This is a genomic window from Photobacterium sp. DNB22_13_2 (assembly GCF_052873915.1).
On the sequence record NZ_JBNNXU010000039.1, the window covers coordinates 1 to 21,667 of the forward strand.

21 protein-coding genes and 1 tRNA gene are annotated in these 21,667 nt (G+C 46.1%); 10 read left to right on the forward strand and 12 right to left on the reverse strand.

All coding sequences use genetic code 11. The features are described 5' to 3' along the window. Nucleotides 1–180: 180 nt before the first annotated feature. Entirely contained in the window at nt 181–1,353 is a 1,173-nt protein-coding gene (locus ACVA58_RS27215) for an iron-containing alcohol dehydrogenase (protein WP_446513385.1), read from the reverse strand. A gap of 128 nt (nt 1,354–1,481) precedes the next feature. Continuing rightward, a complete protein-coding gene (locus ACVA58_RS27220; RefSeq protein ID WP_446513386.1) occupies nt 1,482–1,844 on the reverse strand; it encodes a hypothetical protein in 363 nt (120 codons plus the stop codon). A gap of 122 nt (nt 1,845–1,966) precedes the next feature. On the opposite strand from ACVA58_RS27220, the gene ACVA58_RS27225 reads away from it, so the two are divergent. Both ACVA58_RS27225 and ACVA58_RS27230 read left to right on the forward strand, forming a co-directional pair. Next, nucleotides 1,967–2,542 carry a dioxygenase family protein gene (locus ACVA58_RS27225; protein WP_446513387.1) on the forward strand — a complete coding sequence of 192 codons (576 nt, stop codon included), beginning with the start codon at nt 1,967–1,969 and terminating at the stop codon, nt 2,540–2,542. Between the two features lie 102 nt (nt 2,543–2,644). Then, nucleotides 2,645–2,735 (forward strand) — tRNA-Ser (locus ACVA58_RS27230). Nucleotides 2,736–2,874: 139 nt separating this feature from the next. Here ACVA58_RS27230 and ACVA58_RS27235 read toward each other — a convergent pair. After that, a complete protein-coding gene (locus ACVA58_RS27235; RefSeq protein ID WP_446513388.1) occupies nt 2,875–4,080 on the reverse strand; it encodes an NADH:flavin oxidoreductase/NADH oxidase family protein in 1,206 nt (401 codons plus the stop codon). On the opposite strand from ACVA58_RS27235, the gene ACVA58_RS27240 reads away from it, so the two are divergent. After that, a complete protein-coding gene (locus tag ACVA58_RS27240; RefSeq protein ID WP_446513405.1) occupies nt 4,081–4,902 on the forward strand; it encodes a LysR substrate-binding domain-containing protein in 822 nt (273 codons plus the stop codon). 290 nt (nt 4,903–5,192) lie between these two features. On the opposite strand, the gene ACVA58_RS27245 is transcribed toward ACVA58_RS27240, so the two are convergent. Together ACVA58_RS27245 and ACVA58_RS27250 are read right to left on the reverse strand one after the other, a co-directional pair. Further along, on the reverse strand, nt 5,193–6,083 hold the full coding sequence (locus ACVA58_RS27245) for a LysR family transcriptional regulator (protein WP_446513389.1): 891 nt from the start codon (nt 6,081–6,083) through the stop codon (nt 5,193–5,195). Between the two features lie 72 nt (nt 6,084–6,155). Then, the gene (locus ACVA58_RS27250; protein WP_446513390.1) at nt 6,156–6,671 is read right to left on the reverse strand and encodes a hypothetical protein; all 516 of its coding nucleotides are present in this window, start codon (nt 6,669–6,671) and stop codon (nt 6,156–6,158) included. 86 nt (nt 6,672–6,757) lie between these two features. Between ACVA58_RS27250 and ACVA58_RS27255 the strand changes: the two genes are divergently transcribed. Further along, nucleotides 6,758–7,078, forward strand: coding sequence for a hypothetical protein (locus ACVA58_RS27255; RefSeq protein ID WP_446513391.1), 321 nt, complete (start codon nt 6,758–6,760; stop codon nt 7,076–7,078). 94 nt (nt 7,079–7,172) lie between these two features. Here ACVA58_RS27255 and ACVA58_RS27260 read toward each other — a convergent pair whose 3' ends face one another. The 4 genes from ACVA58_RS27260 to ebgR form a co-directional block, all read right to left on the reverse strand. Further along, the gene (locus tag ACVA58_RS27260; protein ID WP_446513392.1) at nt 7,173–8,600 is read right to left on the reverse strand and encodes an amino acid permease; all 1,428 of its coding nucleotides are present in this window, start codon (nt 8,598–8,600) and stop codon (nt 7,173–7,175) included. A gap of 100 nt (nt 8,601–8,700) precedes the next feature. Next, nucleotides 8,701–9,153: a beta-galactosidase subunit beta gene (locus ACVA58_RS27265; RefSeq protein ID WP_446513393.1), complete on the reverse strand. Its 453-nt coding sequence runs from the start codon at nt 9,151–9,153 to the stop codon at nt 8,701–8,703. A gap of 3 nt (nt 9,154–9,156) precedes the next feature. Next, the gene (gene ebgA, locus ACVA58_RS27270) at nt 9,157–12,273 is read right to left on the reverse strand and encodes a beta-galactosidase subunit alpha (protein WP_446513394.1); all 3,117 of its coding nucleotides are present in this window, start codon (nt 12,271–12,273) and stop codon (nt 9,157–9,159) included. 381 nt (nt 12,274–12,654) lie between these two features. Continuing rightward, on the reverse strand, nt 12,655–13,638 hold the full coding sequence (gene ebgR, locus ACVA58_RS27275; RefSeq protein WP_446513395.1) for a transcriptional regulator EbgR: 984 nt from the start codon (nt 13,636–13,638) through the stop codon (nt 12,655–12,657). Nucleotides 13,639–13,972: 334 nt separating this feature from the next. On the opposite strand from ebgR, the gene ACVA58_RS27280 reads away from it, so the two are divergent. Then, a complete protein-coding gene (locus ACVA58_RS27280) occupies nt 13,973–14,305 on the forward strand; it encodes a tRNA-binding protein (RefSeq protein WP_446513396.1) in 333 nt (110 codons plus the stop codon). Nucleotides 14,306–14,387: 82 nt separating this feature from the next. On the opposite strand, the gene ACVA58_RS27285 is transcribed toward ACVA58_RS27280, so the two are convergent. Continuing rightward, on the reverse strand, nt 14,388–16,094 hold the full coding sequence (locus tag ACVA58_RS27285) for a hypothetical protein (protein WP_446513397.1): 1,707 nt from the start codon (nt 16,092–16,094) through the stop codon (nt 14,388–14,390). 447 nt (nt 16,095–16,541) lie between these two features. On the opposite strand from ACVA58_RS27285, the gene ACVA58_RS27290 reads away from it, so the two are divergent. Continuing rightward, the gene (locus ACVA58_RS27290) at nt 16,542–17,087 is read left to right on the forward strand and encodes a nucleotidyltransferase family protein (protein ID WP_446513398.1); all 546 of its coding nucleotides are present in this window, start codon (nt 16,542–16,544) and stop codon (nt 17,085–17,087) included. A 57-nt stretch (nt 17,088–17,144) separates the two neighbouring features. Here the strand turns inward: ACVA58_RS27290 and ACVA58_RS27295 are convergent, their stop codons facing one another. Next, nucleotides 17,145–18,122: a zinc-dependent alcohol dehydrogenase family protein gene (locus ACVA58_RS27295; RefSeq protein ID WP_446513399.1), complete on the reverse strand. Its 978-nt coding sequence runs from the start codon at nt 18,120–18,122 to the stop codon at nt 17,145–17,147. A gap of 159 nt (nt 18,123–18,281) precedes the next feature. Here ACVA58_RS27295 and ACVA58_RS27300 point away from each other — a divergent pair, with 159 nt between their 5' ends. Continuing rightward, nucleotides 18,282–19,175 (forward strand): LysR substrate-binding domain-containing protein, encoded by an 894-nt coding sequence (locus ACVA58_RS27300; RefSeq protein WP_446513400.1) that lies wholly within the window; start codon nt 18,282–18,284, stop codon nt 19,173–19,175. Nucleotides 19,176–19,214: 39 nt separating this feature from the next. Then, nucleotides 19,215–19,466 carry a hypothetical protein gene (locus tag ACVA58_RS27305; RefSeq protein ID WP_446513401.1) on the forward strand — a complete coding sequence of 84 codons (252 nt, stop codon included), beginning with the start codon at nt 19,215–19,217 and terminating at the stop codon, nt 19,464–19,466. Between the two features lie 91 nt (nt 19,467–19,557). On the opposite strand, the gene ACVA58_RS27310 is transcribed toward ACVA58_RS27305, so the two are convergent. Beyond that, a complete protein-coding gene (locus tag ACVA58_RS27310) occupies nt 19,558–20,712 on the reverse strand; it encodes a hypothetical protein (RefSeq protein WP_446513402.1) in 1,155 nt (384 codons plus the stop codon). Nucleotides 20,713–20,888: 176 nt separating this feature from the next. On the opposite strand from ACVA58_RS27310, the gene ACVA58_RS27315 reads away from it, so the two are divergent. Both ACVA58_RS27315 and ACVA58_RS27320 read left to right on the forward strand, forming a co-directional pair. Beyond that, a complete protein-coding gene (locus ACVA58_RS27315) occupies nt 20,889–21,128 on the forward strand; it encodes a hypothetical protein (RefSeq protein WP_446513403.1) in 240 nt (79 codons plus the stop codon). A gap of 146 nt (nt 21,129–21,274) precedes the next feature. After that, the gene (locus ACVA58_RS27320; protein WP_446513404.1) at nt 21,275–21,565 is read left to right on the forward strand and encodes a DUF3303 domain-containing protein; all 291 of its coding nucleotides are present in this window, start codon (nt 21,275–21,277) and stop codon (nt 21,563–21,565) included. Nucleotides 21,566–21,667: the final 102 nt, after the last annotated feature.

Genomic DNA, 21,667 nt, shown 5'->3' on the forward strand with positions numbered 1-21,667 from the left:
GAAGCCTCAGCAGAAATGCTGGGGCTTTTTTGTATGCGTTGAACATAGGCGTCAGTCCTGTGGACTGATGAGTCCCGGACGGACGCGTCCCCGGTTGGACGCAAGCCCGGCCGTTCCGCCACTACAACGAAGCCTCGTCAGAAATGACGGGACTTTTTGTATGCGTTGGTTTTGGAGGGGCTAGGATTGCTCAAGAAACTGAGCGAGTAACGCCTCGCCTTGCTGCTGGCTTAGGTACCCGGGAACTGGGTAGGTACCATGGGCTTCGGCAAGGGCGCGTTTGGTGATCAATGGGATCTCTTCTTCCTTTAGCTCTGGGAAAGTGGTGGGGATTTCTAGTTGAGTGTTAAGGCTGCTGATCGCGTCGATAAACTCCTCTGCGGTGTTCAATCCGATCACTCCGGCGAGCAATGTTAACCGTTGTTCGCAAAAAGGTTTCAATAAGCTCAGCACTTTGGGCAACAATACGGCATTAGCAAGGCCGTGGGGAACGTTGTACATACCACCTAACTGATGGGCAAATGCATGGACATAACCAACATAAGCACGGGTGAAGGCACAGCCAGCTTCATAAGAGGCAATAGCCATTTGCTCTCTGGCTTCTAGGTTTTTCCCATCCTCAAAAGCAGTAATTAAATGAGAGAAGATCTTTGCGGTTGCCTGGGTGGCATACTTATCGGTCAGCGGGGTGTGGTAGGTGCCAATAAATGATTCAACTGCGTGAGTTAATGCATCCATGCCGGTTGCAGCGGTGATCGACTTTGGTAAGCCGACCATGAGCTTGGGATCGATAAGGGCAAAATCTGGCAATATAGCCGGATCAACAATCGCGAATTTTTCCCTAGCACTCGGATCAGACACCACGGCTGCGACAGTTGCTTCTGAGCCTGTGCCCGCGGTGGTTGGAATGGCCATGAATGGCGGTAATTTCTTTCTGATCTTTAATTTGCCAGCCAGCCGACGAACCGGCTTATCCCGAACAATTTTCGCACCAATGGCTTTGGCGCAATCAATCGGCGATCCCCCTCCTATAGCAATAATGGCGTTGCATTCTTGCTCTTTGAACAAATCAGCCCCTACCGCTACATTGGCGATAGTCGGGTTCGGTTTGACCTCGTCATAGATGACAAACTCAATGCCTTGTGCTGTCAGTGATTCGCAAAGCGAACCCGTCAATCCGAGGGAGTGGATCATCGCATCGGTAACGATGAGCACTTTTTGCGCCCCTTTCGAGGCCATTAAGGCTCCCGCATTGGCCACGCTATCGGCACCCATTTCTATTTGGGGGAACGGAATCGTGATTAATTTGTTGAGCTGTTTATTGATTCCGACAACCGTTTTGTAGAGCAACATAGTAAACATCCTTTTAAACGCGTGTTTGAATTATAATCAGATTTGACTATGCGTGTATGGGATGTGCTTCATAGTTGAGCAAAATTATGATGCCATATGCTTATTGGCTATTGGCTATTGGCTATTGGCTATTGGCTATTGGCTAACAGCTCTGCCAAAGAGGAAGCTTGCGAAGTCAGCCTGTTTTTACGGTATAGGTAACTTTTGGTACTTTGGCTACCATCGCTAAATGACTTGGTAATTTGATAGGGAGTGCCTTTGGCAAGGTGCCAGAGAAAATGCTTGGTTGCACTATCGAAGGTTTTATCGGTATCAGATTCGCTATCTTCGATGCGGGGGGAGTGAAAGATAAACTGAGTCAAGGCGACATCATCACTGTGTTCTATGCGTTTTTTCTCGACCTGCTCAAAGCCAAATTCATGCGCTATTGGAGTAATACCACCGGGCAGCATATGAGCGGGTATGACTAATGTTGCATCGGAGAGTGTCATTTCTTTTCCTATCTGATTTTATATTATCGTGGCACATGCTGAAGATAATAGACAGGGATCTTCAACGCAATTTCTTTATTGGCTGCCACACTGTAAGTGAGTCAGCTAAGGGAGAGAAGGTGATGAAGAGACGGCACTTTTTGGCATTGTGGTCGATGTTGTTCGTGAAACCGATTTGGGCAAAACAACCGTATACGGCCACTCCGGCACAGGCTGAAGGACCATTCTATCCGGTAGTGCCTATTCCGATGAGAGCAAATTTGATTTTGCAGGAGCAAGGTTTAGCCGGAGAACCGATAGAGTTGCTGGGACGCGTATTGGACATCCAGGGTCAACCTTTATCCGGTATCAAGATAGAAATTTGGCAGTGTGACGGCGTAGGTGTATACGATCACCCACAGCAGCCGAATAACCAAGCATTTGACCGCCATTTTGCGGGCTTTGGTGCAGTAGAAACGGATAAAGAAGGCCAATATCAGTTCCGCACTATACATCCTGTGCCTTATACCGGCCGGCCGCCACATATTCATGTAAAGCTATGGCGAGGGGATAAAGAGTTACTGACGACCCAGCTTTATCTCAAAGGACAAACCGGTAATGAGTGGTGGGGAGGGCGTGAGCGTCAGTATCTTCAGTTTGAACCTAAAGAATTATCGGGCGGCGTTGTCGGGAAATTTGATTTTATTGTCGTAACTTGAGCGGTTATTTCTCAAAATATAGAAATCTGGTGGTATTGTGAGCAGTCGGGCTTTTGGGGTATTTACAACATCCTAAGGGCTCTATATTATACGCCGCACAACGGAGAGATGGCTGAGTGGTTGAAAGCACCGGTCTTGAAAACCGGCATACGTTTGTAGCGTATCTAGGGTTCAAATCCCTATCTCTCCGCCACATTTAGAAAAAGCCCAGCAGAAATGCTGGGCTTTTTCGTATACGTTAAATGTAATGAGCAGGGATTTGAATCAAATCCGTAATACTCAAAGCACTCCGCCAAATTCAAAAAGCCAGCTGAATGCCGTCTACAACAATACTATTGGTATTTAGCTAGCCATTTCGTAATACGAGACTTGTCACGCTCCTCATATGCTTCAATTGCTGGCAATAGTTCTGGGCTGAAGTCTTCTTCATTATCATTACTTATCGCAGTCAAACGCATTGTGTACCATGCCGTGACTCCTCCTTGAGGCGGAGACTGGAATTTTGGAAAATCAGTTATAACATCAGCACCGCTTACCCACTGATTGGGTAGATCAGGTTTGAGTACCAATATGCGTCCCAACCCGACTGAGTCTAACGCACCAGAATTTAAGGCGTCTATTGCCTGAGTTCTTGTTTTAAAGCCTCCAGTAACCACCAAAGGAATCTTTGTGATGCTTTTGGCTTTTAACGCAAAGTCGATGAAGTATGGGCCGTTTGATACGCTGTCAGAACTGGATGTTGCTCCTGGGAAATATGAGCCTCCACTTATCTCTATCAAATCGATAGAAGTTTTGTCTAGGATACGAATGGCCTCTAAAGCGTCTTCTTGAGTTAAGCCACCTTCTAATTGATCAGAAGAATTTAGCTTAATTCCTATAGGAAAAGATCGACCAACCACCAGTCGGATTTTTTCAATGATCTCAACAATAATTCGACTACGGGCTTCTATTGAACCTCCGAACTGGTCTTTTCGGCGATTGAATAACGGAGAGAGAAACTGACTGAGTAAAAAACCATGACCGGCATGAACCTGAATACCAGTGAATCCCGCATCTTTTGCTATTATCGCTGCTCTGGCATAACGTTCTGGCAGTTGCGATATTTCATCTTCTGTCATGCCTGAACATTGGAATTCATTGATCTCAAGGGGGGATGGCCCTTTCGGGTGGCTAAGGGGTTGATACGCAAGCCCTCCCGCATGACCTAACTGAGGCCAAATATGGGCTTCATTAATCGACGCCCTAGAGGTTAATTTTTGTAAATCCTTTAGGCTCGATTGATGACTTAAAACCAGATTTCCCGGCTTTTCAGGAAATCGAGGATCGATTTGGACTTCTCCAACTACCGACAGCCCTATACCACCCTCAGCCCATCGTTCATAGAGCCGACTTTGAGCATCTGTCGGGTTACCTTCTCCATCCGCTAATGAATCCGACATAGCTGATTTTACGAGACGGTTTTTGATGATTGCACCGCATATCTCAACCTGTTCATTCGCATAGTCGAAACGGGCAGCATTACAGAAACCGCAAATCAACTGAGCCTGACTCCTGCGGCAGTCAGCTCTGCGCTGAAAAGACTCGAAAAACAGTTAGAGGTACAACTCCTCATTAGAACGACAAGACAGCTAAGAATCACACCGCAAGGGGAGCAGTTCCTGTTTCATTGCCGAAAGGCACTCGAGAGCTTAGATCAAGGTCGAATAGCGGCGCATCAGACACAAGGTACTGTCAGTGGTACGTTAAGGCTATCTGTCTCATCAGACTTAGGACGCAATATTCTTCTCCCTTGGATAGACGAGTTTCTGGAAGAACATCCTTTATTGTCGATCGATTTGACTGTTGGTGACTTCATCTCAGACTTTTTTCTGGAGCAAGTTGATATAGCGCTTAGGTATGGCAAACCAGAAGACTCAACGATGATTTCGTTTCATATTGCTACGATGAAAAGAGTTACCTGCGCGTCTCCGGCTTATATATCGACATACGGTGAACTCACTCATCCTGAAAAATTGCGTGAACATAACTGCTTATTGCACCGTCGTGCAGGGCGCCTTTTTAATAATTGGGCATATAAGGACGATATTGGGTCATACAAAATCAAAGTGAACAGCAACCGAGTCAGCAATGATACCGATATAGTTCGTAGATGGGCAGTTAGTGGCAAAGGGATAGCATATCGTTCTCAGATAGATGTCCACTCAGCTCTTAGTAGTGGGCAACTTTTACAGCTTTTACCAGATTTTGAATCACCATCGATTGAGTTAAATCTAATCTGTCCAAGCCGAGAGCAGGTTAGTCCCGCTGTTATTGCTTTTCGGGAGCTACTTAGGAGGAAGGTAGCTCAAATCGTTTCCTGATAGGCTTGTTGAATAACCATACAGTATTCCACCTCAAAAATGCTAACCGTCAAAATCAGCCCTGTTTGGAAATTTCAAGAACCTATCAAAAATTCCGCCTGTCGAAATTACTGCATTTTGCTTTTTGGGGTACGAGAAGTTATCCGAAGGTTGGAAACTGCCTGTTGTTGCTAAATCGGAATTGTCCAAAATCGTGCCAGAATAAGTTTTGATAGAGTGTACTGATAGAGCAGTTTATTCCCTTGACTTGTAGATAGCTCTCGTATGATGTCAATTGGGTAAGGTAGTTGCTAACTTAAGTTTTCTATCAATTCCTTTGTGGTTTGTATGAATTGCTTTGTTTTCTCTGGAAGAAATTTGCCATTGGGATAGATTGCATAGATGGGGAAAGCAAATGATTGTGGATCGGTACAAGCTAGAGCAAGTTGTGACTTATTTACATACGGTTGAGCGAGGAATTTAGGTAATCTTGCGATGCCTAGGTGTGCCAATGCCAGTTCCAAAGCCAGATCAGGACTGCCAACAAAGTACTTAGGTTGTAGTTCAACCTGTCTTTGGTTCATTCCTAAACGTAAAGTCCATGTTTTGGGTGCACTAGGGGTGGCTGATGAATAAATGGTATCTAAATGAGCGATATCTTCTGCATGACATATTCTTCCCTTTCTCGCTAAGTATTTAGGAGTGGCATAGTAGTCCATTGCAATATCACCTAAATAACGTCCTACTAGGTTTGAGTCTCTTGGGTTATCAATGTGAAGCATTACATCGAAGTGAATTTTTGCTAAGTCTTCCTGTCTCCCCTCACTAAGTATCCATTCAATAGTTAACTCAGGTGATGTTTCTGAGAATAATTTTAAGACAGGCATAAGTAGCTTAGCCATGCCAAGAGAAGAAAAAACAGTGAGGCTGCCACTAAGCAGTGATTGGTTCTCGGTGAGAACGATTGTAGCTTTCTGGATTTTTCCAACAATATCTGCAGCATAGGGGTAAAGTTTTAAGCCGCTTGAAGTCAGAGTGATACGATGAGAATCTCTCCTGAGTAATTGACATGCAACTGTTTTTTCAAGGGAACTGATTCTTCTGCTCAAAGCCGATGTTGAAATCCCTAGATTATCTGCGGCAAGAGAGTAGCTCTGTTTGTCCACAATAGTGACGAATGCTTCTAGCTCATTGGTATTCATAGTTACTCCCTACTCAAGGGATCTATCGTAACACAGACGCTTATTTTATTGAGTAGGGAGTTAATATTGATTTTAAGTTATAGAATGCACAGCTTTATATTGCTTAGCCCTTAGGTAATTATCAACGCAAAGTTCGTATTGGTTGTTTGATACTGCCAGAAGCAGTTGGAAAAAGAGGTAGTGAACTCCCGGCCATACTACACCTGACATGATAAATGTAATATTAAGGAAGCAGGCAACAACACAGATAATGATGCGCTGGAAGCCTATTAATAATAAGATTCCAAGGGCTAACTCAGTCAGGGGGATCATGGTATTAAGAATAGGAGCAAAAGGAATAAATAGGTTTTCTACAAACCATACCCAAATTGACGCTCCCCATTCTCCTTTGGTCGCTTGAGACATGACAACAGAGGTTTCACTCAATACAAAATAGTTAAAAAAACCTACCACACTAAAGTCGGAGGTGATTTTATTAAACCCTGCTATTAACCAGTTGTATCCGTAGTAAATTCTGACGAGCGAAAAAAGGTAACCAAGTGGTTTACTGCTAGATAATAGGTGCGTTAATTTTGGATGAATATACATTGAGGCTCCAAAGGGGTGAATTGCTGGATGTTATTATGCGTGAGGTGAATTATTACCAATCTTAGGTATAGGGTGAATAGCGCATCATGCAACTGTTGGTTGAGCCAAATGCAAGTTATCAGATATGCCGGACTGGCGATGCTGAATATTATCGGTATAACACTACTCAATCACTTTCACCCACAAAATATAATGTCGACTTAGCCAATAACAATAAACCTAGGCTATTACTAGTTGGAGAGTTTGATGAGGCGTTTTATTCTGAGGCATATCAGACAATCTTAACTGGTTACACACCTCAAATAGAGTTTCGTATATTAAGTGGTACCAAGCACCTAGATATAGTTTCAAGCGAGCAAACGGCTACCATGATTAACCAATGGTTAATCATGGTGCAAACTGAGTAAACAGGAAAGCCCGCAGGTCTCATTAGTAGAGTCGCTGCGGGCTTTTTATTATCGGTTATTGCGTGAACCGGGTATTACTTTTTGAGTTGCTTCTTTATTGAATCACCGCTTTTTGCTCAGTCACTACGTTCTTGCTTGCTTGCTTTTTTTCGAAGCGGGAGATCCACCACCATGCAATACCCGAGAATACCGCGGTCATAAAGACGTTGATGAAGAAGGCACGGACCAGATTGACGCCGGTCGGGAAGGCGGATGCCGTCATACTTATAACAAAGATAGCAATCAATACCGAAACAATACCCATGCCGACTTTGCGAGAGCCCATGCGGAAGTCACGTGGTGTATCGTCATACTTCCAGCGGAACACAAAGTAGGCCACCATGATGAAGATTGGCGGTAGCATTGCCGTACCTGCTGTTAGGTTGATAGCTTGGTTCATCATGTCTTGTACAGACTCTGAACCAAAGCCGTTAACGACCAGCATGACAACAACGAAAGCGAACTGCCACCAAGCGGCGCGAACCGGTACACCGTGCTCGTTCAGCTCTGTGGTTTTTTCCCCGTAAACGCCTTTTGGAATTTCAGAGAAGTGGATTTTTACTGGAGCCGCTGTCCACATCATCATTGAGCCGAACATCGCGATAAACAGGATGATACCGACGAAGCGGCCAACCAGTGCTTGTGATATTTCAAAGTAGTTTGCCATGCCGGTAAAGATTTCAACCATACCGCCAGCATACGTCAGATCTTCTCGGGCGACGAAGACGTTCACCAGTAGTGAGCCAACAGCATACATTGCACCAATCAGAACACCTGCTGCAATAATGACTTTAATAAAGGCTTTCTGACCGCCTTTAACATCTTTCAGATAAGCCGCTGCCGTTTCAGCACCACCGGCCGCTTGGAAGATCCAACACATGATACCCAGCGTTGCCCAGTTGATGGTTGGGGTCATTGCTTCCATAGTGATCGGCTCTGCAGGAGTGTAATCTCCACCGAGTGCCATCAATGCGCCGAGGACGTAGATAGCGAATAGGGCAAACACACCGTAAGCAACAATTTCAGAGATCTTACCTAGCCATGATGCCCCTTTGGTTGAAATGTGGGTCGCGGCGGCAAACAGTACGATAGAGATCATCGAGGTGATCATAGGCGAGAAGGTGTACTCGTAACCAAGCATAGCGTAGGACGCATAAGCGATAACGTTTGGTAGCAGTGAGACAAACCAGAACAGGTTTACAAACCAGTACAGGAAAGAGCCAAGATAAGCCGCTTTGCTGCCCAGTGGCTTTTTCAGCCAATCATACATACCCGATTCCGAGTTCTTATTAGCTGAAACAAATTCAGAAATAATAAAGACGAACGGAATGAAATAGACAACGGTTGCCAACAAAAAGATAGGTGCAGAGCTTAAGCCCAGTTCAATGTTGTTGTTTACGATGTTGCGCACATTAAAGACGGCAGCAAACGTCATTGATAGCAAAGCGAACTTGCCAATCGTGCCGCGTAAGGATTCAGACATTGTGTCCTCCTGTGAATCACGTCAATTATAGGGTTAAATGCTATTAAGCGTGTTGTTATATAAGGGCTTGGGAGCACCAAGCCCTCTTATCGTTATCTGTTTATTTGTTTAGGAAGTAGCCATCTTCAATGGTCACTTTCAGCACAACCTTGCGTACCTGGTTATCACCACTGAAGCGATAGGCTTTACTGTTGTCGAAGATGACGACTTGGCCTTCATGCAGCTCGCGGGTTTCCCCTTGTCCTGTTAGGTATTCTCGGTCCGTTTCGTCGCGGTAAGCTTCCACCACTTTAAGTGCTGATTTGTCAGCGAACTCAACGGTTTCACGGCCTTCCAGGTAGTAGTGAACATCGAAGTAACGGCGGTTGCCTTCAAAGGTTTCGGTATGGTGGGCGACACCGTCCTCAACCATGTAAACCAGTGAGTCGCCGATGGAATACATTACGCCATCTTTGATGTTGGCGATGTTCTCAATTGCTTCGACACAGCGGTTCCATTTACGGCCATCGCGGTATACCACTTTGAATTGCTCTAGGCTCTCTAGCACGATCATGATTTACGCCTCGTTTACTGATTGGGTTAGTTCGGCTGGGACGGTAAAGAAGCCGTTGCTAAAGTCATGGTTTGCCATCATCTGCGCGCTGCAATCTCCGGCCTGTAACGGCAACAGGGTTAAGCCGTAGCGGAATTCATCCATGTAGACACGGTAGGAGTCGAGCACTTCGCTACCCCAAGAGTTGGAGCCCAAGCCCATCAGCTTATGGTCAAGGTTCAGGGTGATATAGCCACTGTCAATCAGCTCAATAGTGTGCTGGGCTTGATGCAGGTTTTGATTGGTGTAGAACCATGCGCTGAAGTTGATGTCATGCTGCGGCTTAACCAATAGGCCAGCGCCATGGCGATTGGTCAGCGCAGCCCAGCGAACATGCTGGCGGTTACCGTTGTTCTGCGGGAACGGGTAGTTTTCGAACATGTCAGCAACGGTGGTCTGGTAGACGTCAATCAGGTTAGCCTGCTGGCTGTCTTGGTAGTTTTCTTCAGGACCACGGCCGTAGTATTTTACTTGGTCAAAGTCGCCATTGATGCCCAAATCCAAACCGATGACCGGAATGACATGCGGGTAATCACCGTAGCGCTCGCCGCTTAGTTCAACATTGAGTTGGCCTTCCGCGTTGATCTGGTAGCGATATTCGCAGCGCATGCCGAAATCAAACACCGGTGGGGCAATGATGCTGGTGGTAGTGATTTCAACGCCGTTTTTTTGCTCGACCACGTCGATAGTGCGGAAGTGCTCCTGCATAATTTGCAGGTGCGCTGGCTCCCACAGGCCTTCGTGCTCTTGTTTGTGGTTATCGATCATTGGCTTAAAGAAGTTCAACTTAGGCTCTGACTTGATCAGCTCTTTACCATTGACGATCCAGGACGTTAGCTTGCCGTTAATCTTGGAGAAGTTAAGCGCAAAGTTATTGCCCGAGATCAGCGTGTTAAGACGGCTTTCTTCAACCACTAACGGTGTTGCGTTGTTCGTGGTGAATTTGGCTTCGCTAGCCGTGTTTTCTTTTAGCTGGTACTGATATACCGCAATCTCATGGTTGGCTTCGCTATACAGCGTGCGGCTGTCTTTGCGAACCGTGAAGTTGATGAACACTTCACGCTCGTCCAGCTCAGGGATAGCGATAGTGATTTCACAGGCAGAGTTTGATGTAAGATCTTCGACCTTGAATTGCACAGTGCGCAAGGTCTCACCTTCTGCACGTACATCGGCGGTGATGGTGTAGTCATTGAGATCGGAGAACCACAGCTTGTTTTCGATGAGGAATTTGCCAGCAGGCTCATCAACAGCGTGAATTTTCACTGGCGCAATGACTTGTTTGTATTCTTTCAGGCCCGGTCCCGGTGTTTGGTCAGGGTAAACTAAACCATCCATACAGAAGTTGTAGTTGTTCGGGTAGTCACCGTAGTCGCCACCGTATTTGTAGAACTCGGTGCCCTTTTCATCACGGGCGAGAATGCCGTGATCACACCATTCCCACACGTAATGGCCTTGGATGTGATCATGTTGGTAGAATACGTTCTGGTATTCGGTCAGACCGCCCGGTCCGTTACCCATGGCATGGGCATATTCACAGATAATGCGAGGCTTCTCGTGCGGGTGTTCGCCGAAATAGTTCATCAGCTGGGCGCGGGAATACATGGTTGAAATCACATCGACCACTTCCGCATCACGATCTTCTTCGTAGTGCACCAAGCGGGTGTCATCAATCGCTTTTGTGGCCGCGGTCATTGAGCGGATATTGCAGCCGTAACCGGACTCGTTGCCCATTGACCACATGATGATAGAGGGATGGTTCTTCTGGGCATGGACATGGCGCACAGCACGGTCGACGAAGACGCTTTCCCAAGCGGCATCATCGGTAATGCGGCTCAGATCGCCCACATTGGCAAAGCCATGGGTTTCGACGTCGGTTTCCGCCATCACGAACAGACCGTAGATATCACATAGCTCGTAGAAGCGTGGATCGTTAGGGTAATGGGCGGTGCGGACCGAGTTGATGTTGTGCTGCTTCATCAGGATCAGATCTTTCTCGATGCGATCCATACCGACAGCGCGACCTTTCAGATGGTCATTATCATGGCGGTTGACACCGTGCAGCATGACGTACTGATTGTTGATGTAGAACAGGCCATCGCGCACTTTAATATCGCGGAAACCAACACGCTGCGGGATGATCTCAAGCGTATTGCCGAGGTTGTCTTTTAGCGTTAGTACCAGTTGGTAAAGATAAGGGTTCTCGGCAGACCAATGAGTCGGCTTATCGAGATCGATTACGAATTGTGTCTGTGTCCGTTCCTGTGAATTGGCATCGATAGTCAGGTGGGAGCACACACCTTCCGCAATAATTTGCCCTTTATCATAGAGTGCATATTCCAGTGCATAACCTGATGCCTGAAGGGCTGATAGGTTTTCAATCTCCGCTGTGCAAGAGAGTGTGGCTTGCTGGTAGTCATCGGCAAAATCAGTACGAACGGTGAAATCTTGGACGTGAACCTGCTCTTTTCCGACAAGGTAGACATCGCGGAAGATCCCGGCTGTCCACCACATATCCTGATCTTCGATATAGGTCGAATCGGCCCATTGCATGACGCGGACAGATAGCAGGTTGTCACCTTGTAGAACATACTGGCTGACATCGAACTCGGCCGTCAGTCGACTGCCTTTGCTGAAACCGACATACTCGCCGTTAACATATACCTCGAAGTAGGTTTCTACGCCATCAAACTTGATGATGGTTTGCTTATCCTGCCAGTTCGCGCCAAGGGTGAATGTACGCTGGTAAGCGCCGGTCGGGTTATCGGTCGGGACGAAAGGCACATCGATCGGGAACGGGAAGCCCTCGTCGGTGTACTGTAGATCACCATGGCCTTCCATTTGCCACATGTTAGGTACCGTGATTTGGCCCCAGTCGGCCATTGGACGCGAATAAAATTCTTCAGGCACCAGTAACGGATGAGTAAAATATTGGAATTGCCATTGCCCGCTAAGCAGCATGAAGTGGCTGCTTAGCTCACGCTGGAAAGTCTGTGCGCTGTTTAGGGAGTCGTATGAGAAGAAGTATGCACGTGGTGCAAGACGGTTCTCATGTAGCTGAAGGAAGTTTTCCCAATTGTTCACGAAATGCCTCCGGTTCGATACCGATGTATTTTTCTGCCATGACCAGGATGTTGGTCAGGTAACTTGGAATCAGTTTAGTAAAAGTTTTACTAAATAATATCAGTAAAAGAAGGATGCTTTAACTCGATCACGGTTTTAACTGTTCCATAGCTCAATAGTGTGATGGTGATTAAGAAAATTCAGGAGGGTAATTTTTACCGAATAACCGCTTCATGGGGGCCGTTTTTTATCGGGTCAATGCTTTATCGGGAAATTGTTTTATCGTATAGAGGGACGGTTGGCGTGTGGTTTGGTAAGTAGGTAGGGCGTGATAGGTAAAATATAAATGATAAAAAAGCGCTGATATTCAGCGCTTTAAGTTGTTTTATGTAAAGTGGGACGTTACTTGGTGGTATCACGCAGCTTGAGTTTGCTTGGCACATACACTTGCAGAGGCAGTGTTCTACCATCGCGGATTTTTTCCACCAGCAAGTTTACTCCTTGAATACCCATCATCTCCGAATGAATGCGGACGGTAGACAGAGATGGGAAGGTAAACTTTGCTGTTGGGATATCATTGACACTGATTAAGGCAATGTCATCGGGGATCCGCAGTCCGTGTTCGTGAATTGCCCGCAATACGCCGATGGCGATTGAATCTGACGCGACAAACAAGGCTGCAGGATAATCACCGCTGGCGAGCATCTTTTTTGCCAACTTATAACCAGAAGAGCTAGTAAACTCTCCCCGATAGATGTCATCACTAGAAACGACGCCTTTGAGCTGGCCGTATTCGGCAAAGGCCTCTTCGCGGATATCGGCTACGTCTGGCAAGTCTTGCCCACCGATAAAACCGATGCGCTGATAACCCTGAGCGATGAAGAAGTCCGTAATTTCCTTGCTGACTCGGGCCAAATCGATATCGACAGAATCATGTGAAGAGTTGGCATCACTGAAATCAACAAAGCAGATGTTGTCCGACAGTGTTTTTACTTTTTTCAGCACTTTTGCGCTGTTGCGTCCGACTAGGATAATGCCGCTTACTTTACTTTGGTCGTTAGGTATTTCACCGTTGTAACAGTTGGTTAGCTCAACACCCAGCTTGCTGCATTGGGTTTCAATACCGTAACGGATCGAGAGGTAGTAAGGGTCGTTGACTTCAGCTTCTTGCTTGTAGTTATAAACAGCCATGAAGTGCTGTTGTTGCTTCTTGCTGGCCGCTGATGCCTTGGCGTTGCTGGTTTTGTATTCCAGCTTTTCAGCGATCTCGAGAATTCGGTGCTTGGTTTCTTCTTTAACGCTCAGTGTCGGGTCATCGTTGAGTACTCGTGATACTGTCGCCAGAGATACGCCCGCTTCAGCCGCGATGTCTTTTAGTGTCGCCATTTACTTGTATCCATTGGCAAGGCTCACTCACCGTGAGCGGTCTATCAATCTTGTTATTGTAAACAAACTAGACTGTGAAGTTCCACGTTTTACTAAAATCATTTCAAATAAACCGTGGATATATACGGTTAAACTGATGGTAGATAACGCAGAGGTATTTAATGTATACCTTGAATTTTAACTATTTCTAATGAGTATAATTTGTTACCTAACAGTCAGCTTGTTTTTACAGTGTGCGTATAGCTCAAAAAAAGAGCGCTGCTGCTTGCCATCTTGGTGGCTTCTGGTAAGTTAAATTGATTTTAGTAAACTTTACTTAATAAGGAAATATGCAATGGAAACTATCGCTTACTCAGATTTCGCCAAGCTGGAGATCCGCACGGGTAAAATCATCGAGGTGGCACGTCACCAAAACGCCGACAAACTCTATATTGTCCAAATCGATGTGGGTGAGCGCACTCTGCAGACAGTGACTAGCTTGGTGCCTTACTACACTGAGGAAGAGTTGATGGGTAAACCGGTAGTGGTACTGTGCAACTTGGCAAAAGCGAAGATGCGCGGTGAAACGTCTGAGTGTATGCTGCTTTGCGCTGAAACCGATGACGAGTCGGAAAGTGTGTTGTTGACCCCTGAACGTGCGATGCCTGCTGGGGTGAAGATCGTTTAGTCAGCCTTTGCGGATAGAGGCTATGCAAAACAGATAAAACAAAGCCTCGTCACTGACGAGGCTTTCTAAGCATTAATCAGGATTACTTGCTGATTTTTTGCATTGTGCTGGTCGAGGCGATATTGCCTGACGTTGTCATCTTGGTACGGATCAACAAACCTTCATCCCAATCTGTGCCGGCAGGTTGGTATTCCCACTTAACGAAGAATTGGTCATTGATGTCACAAGCATCACCCGGTGTATAATCATCTACATCACAGAAGCGCACAACGGTGTTCATCTCGGTCAATGTCGCTTGTGATTCACGACCTGCTTGGTTGAACCACCAGTAGTCGATATCAGCCAGTTCTGCATAAGTGTATGACTCTTCATCAAGGTCTACTGCCGCGTTGTCCTTACACTCGGTACCGGAAACCGTTGCTCCCGTTGCATCGAACACAAGCTTCATTGTGGCGACTTCGCCATTGTCACATGTTTGCTTATCTTCCCAAGTGCCTTTGAAATCAACGTAGCGCTCTTCACCGGATTGATCAACTTCGTACCAGAAAGATACGCTCTCTGTTTGGCGGTAAGGATGACAGGAGGTCATGTATTGGTCACAGCCTCTACCGTCAAGCTGGGTTTTCTTCATTATTTCGGTATAAACGCCAGTCACTGGGTCGTAAGAGCCTGAAGCGGTTTCAATCTGCCAAAACTCATGGCCATCTTCTTTGTCTTCCTCATCAGCATCATCGACTAAGTTATCTGCGCTGTAGTGATTAAGCTCTTTGATGGTTGAAGCAGACAGTGGCATAAGTGTTCTGCCTTCGATTTCAGCCCAAGGCATGTCGGAATCTTTTTCATCCGCTTCATACGGGTTCAGCAGGTTGTATGCAAAGCTACCGGTAAGCCGGAATTTATCGTCGGTTTGGGCTGGCTGACCGCTGCATGTGTTGCCGTTACTATCGTATTCAAAATCTCCACCTTCGGAGATACATGTTAAATACTCTGAAGCAGCATCATTTGAGAACGTCGTGTCATTAGAGCCTTCAAGGATTACTAAGTTTTCCTGCGTTAGCTTTAAGTCCATGAATGACATGCCACGAGTTTGGTGGAATAACTCATCTTTCAGCATCTTGTCCGCGTGGACGTAAGTGTAGTTATTTCTTGTTTCGTACTGGGTAACGCTGATATTGCGAACAAACTTACCGTTTTTCTCGCTAAATGGGTTTGCACCGTCAGAACCACGATCCATTGAACCGAATGCGTCTTCCATATGTGCTAATGCATCTTTTTCTTGGGCTATTTCACTGTCTTCAACACCCATGAAATCAAGAAAATCCAATACGGTTTCGCGGGAGTCCAGATTGATAAATCTAATCTCTTCTAATGTCTCCTGATCCGGCGATATCAATGCATCAGGAATAGATATCAGGTCATTACTTGAAGAGCCAAAGTGGTTATCAATGGACTGAAGCAAAATAGCCAAATTAAGTGCACGGTTATATTTACCTGCTGCTTCAAATGGCGTCAGTACGTCCCTTGCTGAGGCCGCACCCACTTTCAGGCCGTTTTCGCCACCAATGTAGAAAGTGATGGTATCGGTGGACGTTGCATCAAATTCACCCTCTACACCTGTTATGCCACTTTTTCCTGAACTGGTTGTGTAGTACATCCCTTCAACAGCGGCATCGATAAAACGACCGCTGAATTCAGTATCTTCCTCATCGCCACCTGATGAACTGCTGCTTGAATTACAACCTGCCAAAATAACGGCCATTGATGCGGCTAATAGACTTAACTTTTTCACAGTATTCCCTTCTGAGTTACATGAGCAAATAAATGCATGTTATTGTTTTTATAAAATATTTTTTGAGCGAGTCTATATGAAACCAGATTAGATGGAAGAGGGGCGAGTGTGAAACATTTATTGCGATAACCTAGGTTTGGTAGTGGCGAAAATCAACTTGTACATGTGTTATCAATAATAAAATATTGTTATTAAGGGGAAGTGGTAGGTGAATATAACTATGATATCGATTACTTTATTGATGCATTAGTATATAAATTTAACGAGTCAATAATTACTTGCAAAAAGGTGGGCGTTCAGGCTTCGTTAAGTTATTTCTGGAAGCGTGATCTCAAATAACAATTATTGAGTCGGGTTTCATTTGTTACATAAGTGCCAGTATTATTGATGCTTCATAAGGGGGCAAGATGAAACCATATATTCTTTGTATCTGTATAAGAGCTTATAGTGGATTTAATAGTTCGGTTGATTGAAAAGGATAAGCTCCGTCGCAAGGCGCTCAAGTGCGTTCAGCTGCTGAACTTACCGCAATGCTATTTAGCGGCAGGATTTGTCCGTAACTTGGTGTGGGATCACTTGCATGGTTATAGTGAGCCCACATCGCTTAATGATCTGGATGTGGTCTATTTCGCCCCGGATGAGGATAACCCCTGCCAGTATCTTGAGTATGAGCATCGGTTAACGCAAATGCTACCGGAATGCCAATGGCAGGTGCGAAACCAAGCGTTGATGCATCATCGTAATGGTGATGCTCGCTACTTGAGTACGCTGGATGCTATGAGCTATTGGCCGGAGAAAGAAACAGCCGTTGGCGTTCGGCTAAATTGCCACGGGGAGTATGAATGCATCGCGGCCTTTGGTTTTGAGTCTTTGCTTGGACTCGAATTAACCCCAAACCCAAAGCGGCCTCATTCCTTCTTTACCGAGCGAGTGAACGGCAAAGGCTGGCTATCTTATTGGCCAAAACTACAAGTAAAGCAGCAAACTCAGTGAATCCAAGGTAGAGATTAAAAATCCCCTCGACTGATAGGATCAGTGAGGGGTACCAAATCAGGCCGTTAGCACAACCTTACCTGTTGCTTGTTTGGACTCTAGGCGTTGGTGGCCTTTGGCAACATCCCAAATGCTGTATTGGCTTTCGTCGACAATGGGTTTGATCTGACCTTCATCGACTAATTTAGCGATATGAGTCAGGATCTCGCCGTGTGCTTTGCGGTTGATACCATAAACCAGAGGGATCGGCATCAATACGCTGTGGAAGCTCAATCCTTTGAGGGCAACCTGCAGTGGATCGCTGATGGGCAGGATCGTCGCCACTTTACCGTTATAGCGGGCGGCCTTGAAACTGTTTTGGATGTGATCCCCGGCAATGGTGTCGAAGACAGCGTCGAAACCTAGTCCACCAGTAAGCTGTTGGGTGTAATCTTCCACCGATTGTTGCTCGGCATGAATCACATGGTTGGCACCCAGAGTGTGGGCGAGCTCGATATTTCTAGCCAATGACGTGGTGGCAACGGTTGCCCCCAACACTTTAGCAAGCTGTACTGCAATGTGGCCGACACCACCGGTTGCACCGTGGATAAGAACATTATCACCGGGCTTGATATGCATTTTGCTTACCAGCGCTTCCCACGCAGTAATAGATACCAACGGTAGGGCAGCAGCGTCACGCATGGAGAGTGTTTGAGGTTTGTGCGCCATCAAATCAGCATCAACCAACATAAATTCGGCAAGCGCCCCTTGTGTACCTGCAATACCGCCAGCACAACCATAAACTTCATCGCCGATCTTGAACTGGTCAACGCCTTCACCGACTTCAACAATAATACCGGCAACATCACCGTGTAGGATCTCTGGTAAATTTTCTGACCATGGTGTATCTACCGAGCGAAGCATGGTATCAAGCGGATTGACACTGGTTGCCTTTACTTCGACCACAACATGGCCTGCTTGTGCTTTAGGCTTGTCGCGCTCAGCTAGTTGAAAAACATTGGCATCGCCTAGTGATTTAATAATCATCGCTTTCATTGTATTACCCTCGTGTTTGGAAGCGAGGTCCATACTAATGATTGCAATACGTGCAAACCATGCGTTAATCGGCAAGTATATTTTGCTTTTTAAGCAAAGATGCTGGCGTTATTTATGTGTATATGCTGGTAGAATAGTGAGTCTAAATAGAGGCACAAGATGATTAAACGACTGCAATATTTCAATGCTGTGGTGGAAACTGGCAGTATTTCTGAAACCAGCCGGGTATTCGATGTTCAGCCTTCTTCCGTTTCGCGCCAATTGGCGGCGCTGGAGGAAGAGCTTGGTGTAAGGCTAATTAACCGCAATACCCGAACCGTATCGCTTACCGAAGCCGGACAGACTTTCTACAGCTTCTCGCAGCATATTGTCGCCAGCCTCGACGAGGCGCGCAGAACCATCAATGATCTGCAGGACATCCCAAAAGGAAAGCTGGTCGTCAGCTCAACGGTGGGATATGGCGAGGCGGTTGTGCTGCCGTTGATCAATGAGTTTCGCCATCGCTATCCCGAGGTTGAGATCCGCCTTGAACTGAGTGAGCGGGTCACCGATCTGATAGAAGATAATATTGATGTGGCGATCCGAAGTGGTGAGCTTGCGGACTCATCCTTGGTAGCAAGGAAACTCCAAGACAACGACTTTATCCTTTGCGCCAGCCCTGAATACCTTGAGGCAGCCCCAGAACTGGTGTCTCCGGCTTCATTGGCTGAGCAGCAATGCATTCGATATGGTTACGCGGGGTGGCAGCATTGGTACCTGATGGGCAATGAGTTGGAAAAGCTCAATATCGGCACTGGGCTTGAAGTGAATACGGTGAATGGTCAAAAGCAGCTACTGCTCAATCATTGCGGTATTGCACTCATTCCGCATTGGGCGGTAGCCAATGAATTGGCGGATGGAAGGTTGAAGCAAGTGTTGGCTGATCACCACTTCAGCCCACAGGCGACGTCCACCGCGACGTATGCCATTTACCTTAAGCGGGAGTTGGTATCACCGAAAGTTAGGGTGTTCATCGATTATCTGGTTGAAAAGATACACGGTAAGAAAACATAACTATTGGAAATTAGGGATTGGCTATACTCAGAAGGCATCATGAACACAACTGTTGAAGGTGATGATTCTATGGCTACTGATTTTGACTCTCTGTTACCCGAACTTGCAGAGTTTTCGATACCGGATGTCCCTTTCAAAGTCGTTGACCCTACCGGTTTACCCGACGATACCCGTAAAGCGTTCGATAATTTCTTATCTGGAACGACCTTGCCGCAGGCATTTTGTGTCTGCAGCCACGACTACTCGCAGTTTTGCAAATTGGTCCGCAATGGTGAGATCAAGATTAGTTAATGAGATGTATGGCTCCGGATAGTAAAAAGGCCGCAACTGCGGCCTTTTCATTGAATTAATGGTTAGTTCTAAAGAAGTTTGTATCCACAACTTAAAAAGAAAACGTCACGCTTGTCGTACGTCCTGGCTCGACGATGATGTTGTTGCGAGAGTCGTAGATCTCAAACCCTGAACCGTTGGTTTCCTCAATATCGTACTGCGCGGTACAGGTGTAGCCAACCGCATATTCCCCTGCATAAACGTCACTGAAGCTAAATTGCGCATGCAAACCTGATGGGTCTTCAATCAGAGGGACGGCGACCGGAGCCGATTCTTTCGGACGGCGTTCACCTTCATTGCCAAGTCTTGGGTTATGGAAGCCTAGCATTTGTGCTTTAGCGGTATCCCCGCGAAACAGGTAAACAGCGTCGACCGAATCATAGTTGTTCTTGCGACACTGGCTTTGGATTGAATCAATATCAATAGTGCCACGGATATGGCCTAGTCGTGGAGCGATATCATCGACATGGACGATTTCGAAATCTTTACTGCTGAGGAAGCGCCAGTCATGGTTTTTGTTGTACTGCAGTGTCTCTTCCAAGTTAAACCAGAACGCGAGGTTGTTGTAACCTTTATGTACCGTAAATGGTTGACTGACCAAACGTCCGGTAGGGCGGGAATTTTGTGGCGGCTTGGCACCGGCACATGAACCTTGGCTTGGTGTGCTTAGGTGAAGGTAGCTGCCGTCAATATCACGGACGTGAGAGTCATAATCGATCTCAACTTGCGTGTTAGAACCCTGCTTACCATTGATATATAGGCACATTTCATAGTCGCCAGGTGATAGTTTCAGGTCTTGGAATAGCGGGTAGGCATTGTCACCATTGGCATTCATAACATCGATCATGCGAAGCTCATTGGCTTCTTGTTCAAAGGTGATGTGGTACGCCTCACATTCACCGGTTTGATCGCAGGTTGCGTCGTCACTGCCGTTACTGCCAGCTTTCTTTAAGAAAACATAATTGAAGGCGATAACTGCTTCATCAATGTCACTCAGACATTTACCGTGATGGCAGTTTGTATCGCTGTAATTACTTGCCACATTTAGGCTTTTACTTTCACTCATTGGTGAGTCAAGTTGGTTGATCACACCAAAATTGAGCGTTGCATCGGTTGGAGTTGGTGTTGTGCCGTTGTCGTTATCAGAGCCACAACCGACAAGCGCTGCGCTCAATGCTAATGGTAAAAGTAAGTTATTGCTTTTCATGGGATGTCCTGCCAAATAATTGCGGCAGAAGATACAAAATGACAGTGAAAGAGTTGTCATCTGACTGTCAGGTGTATCAATAGTTGGGGAACTATTAGCTAAGCGAGGAAATTGCGGCATAAAATATGCTGATTACACAGTGTGTACTTTTAGATTCTCTGTAAAGGAGAAATACAATGAAACTGTCCAGTATTGATATGCCAGCCGTCCATGAGCTTCAAGCCCTGGGATATACCAAATCAGAGTGTTTGACCATTATTGAGCGTGAAATTTACCGTCTGAACATGATAGATCGCTCTAAAATTGACTCTCTTTGCTGCAGTGAGCACCTCAAAGAAGAAGAAGCGCTCGACAAAATTCGTAGTATTAAACGTACTCGGTTCTTCCAATATATCCAACGCTTTGTTTTTCTTTGATTGGTATGATTCTCCTTACTTAATATCAGATTCCCCTTCCGAAATTGATTCTCATTTTGCAAAACAGATACCTAACTCATCAAGGTGAGTTAGGTATCTGTGACTATACTCTCATCACGTTTGATGCGTGATTGAAGAGGTATCCAATGACTTTCCTGATCTCATGGCAGCTTTACCAAGGTCGGCTGCACCCGGTGCTAGCACATTTTTCCAAATTGACAGAAGAACAAGATAAGGCGCTTATGGGGCCTGAAATCACGTTGATTGGTCGCTGGCACGATTTAGTCAGCGGAACGGGGGTGTGCATCGTAGAGTCTGACAGTGTAGAGGCAGTCACAGCCTATGCACTGAAGTGGAATAGTGAGATGGAAATAACCGTGCAGCCCGTGGTTGACGACGCAATGGCCCGCGAAATGGGTGAGAGGCTTTCGCTCTAACCATTTCTTGGTATATTGCGAAACGTATAAAAATGTATGGTCCGCCTCGTTATTGCAAGGGTAAAAATTGCGATAACGGGGTTGGTTTGCGCTAATGTATTC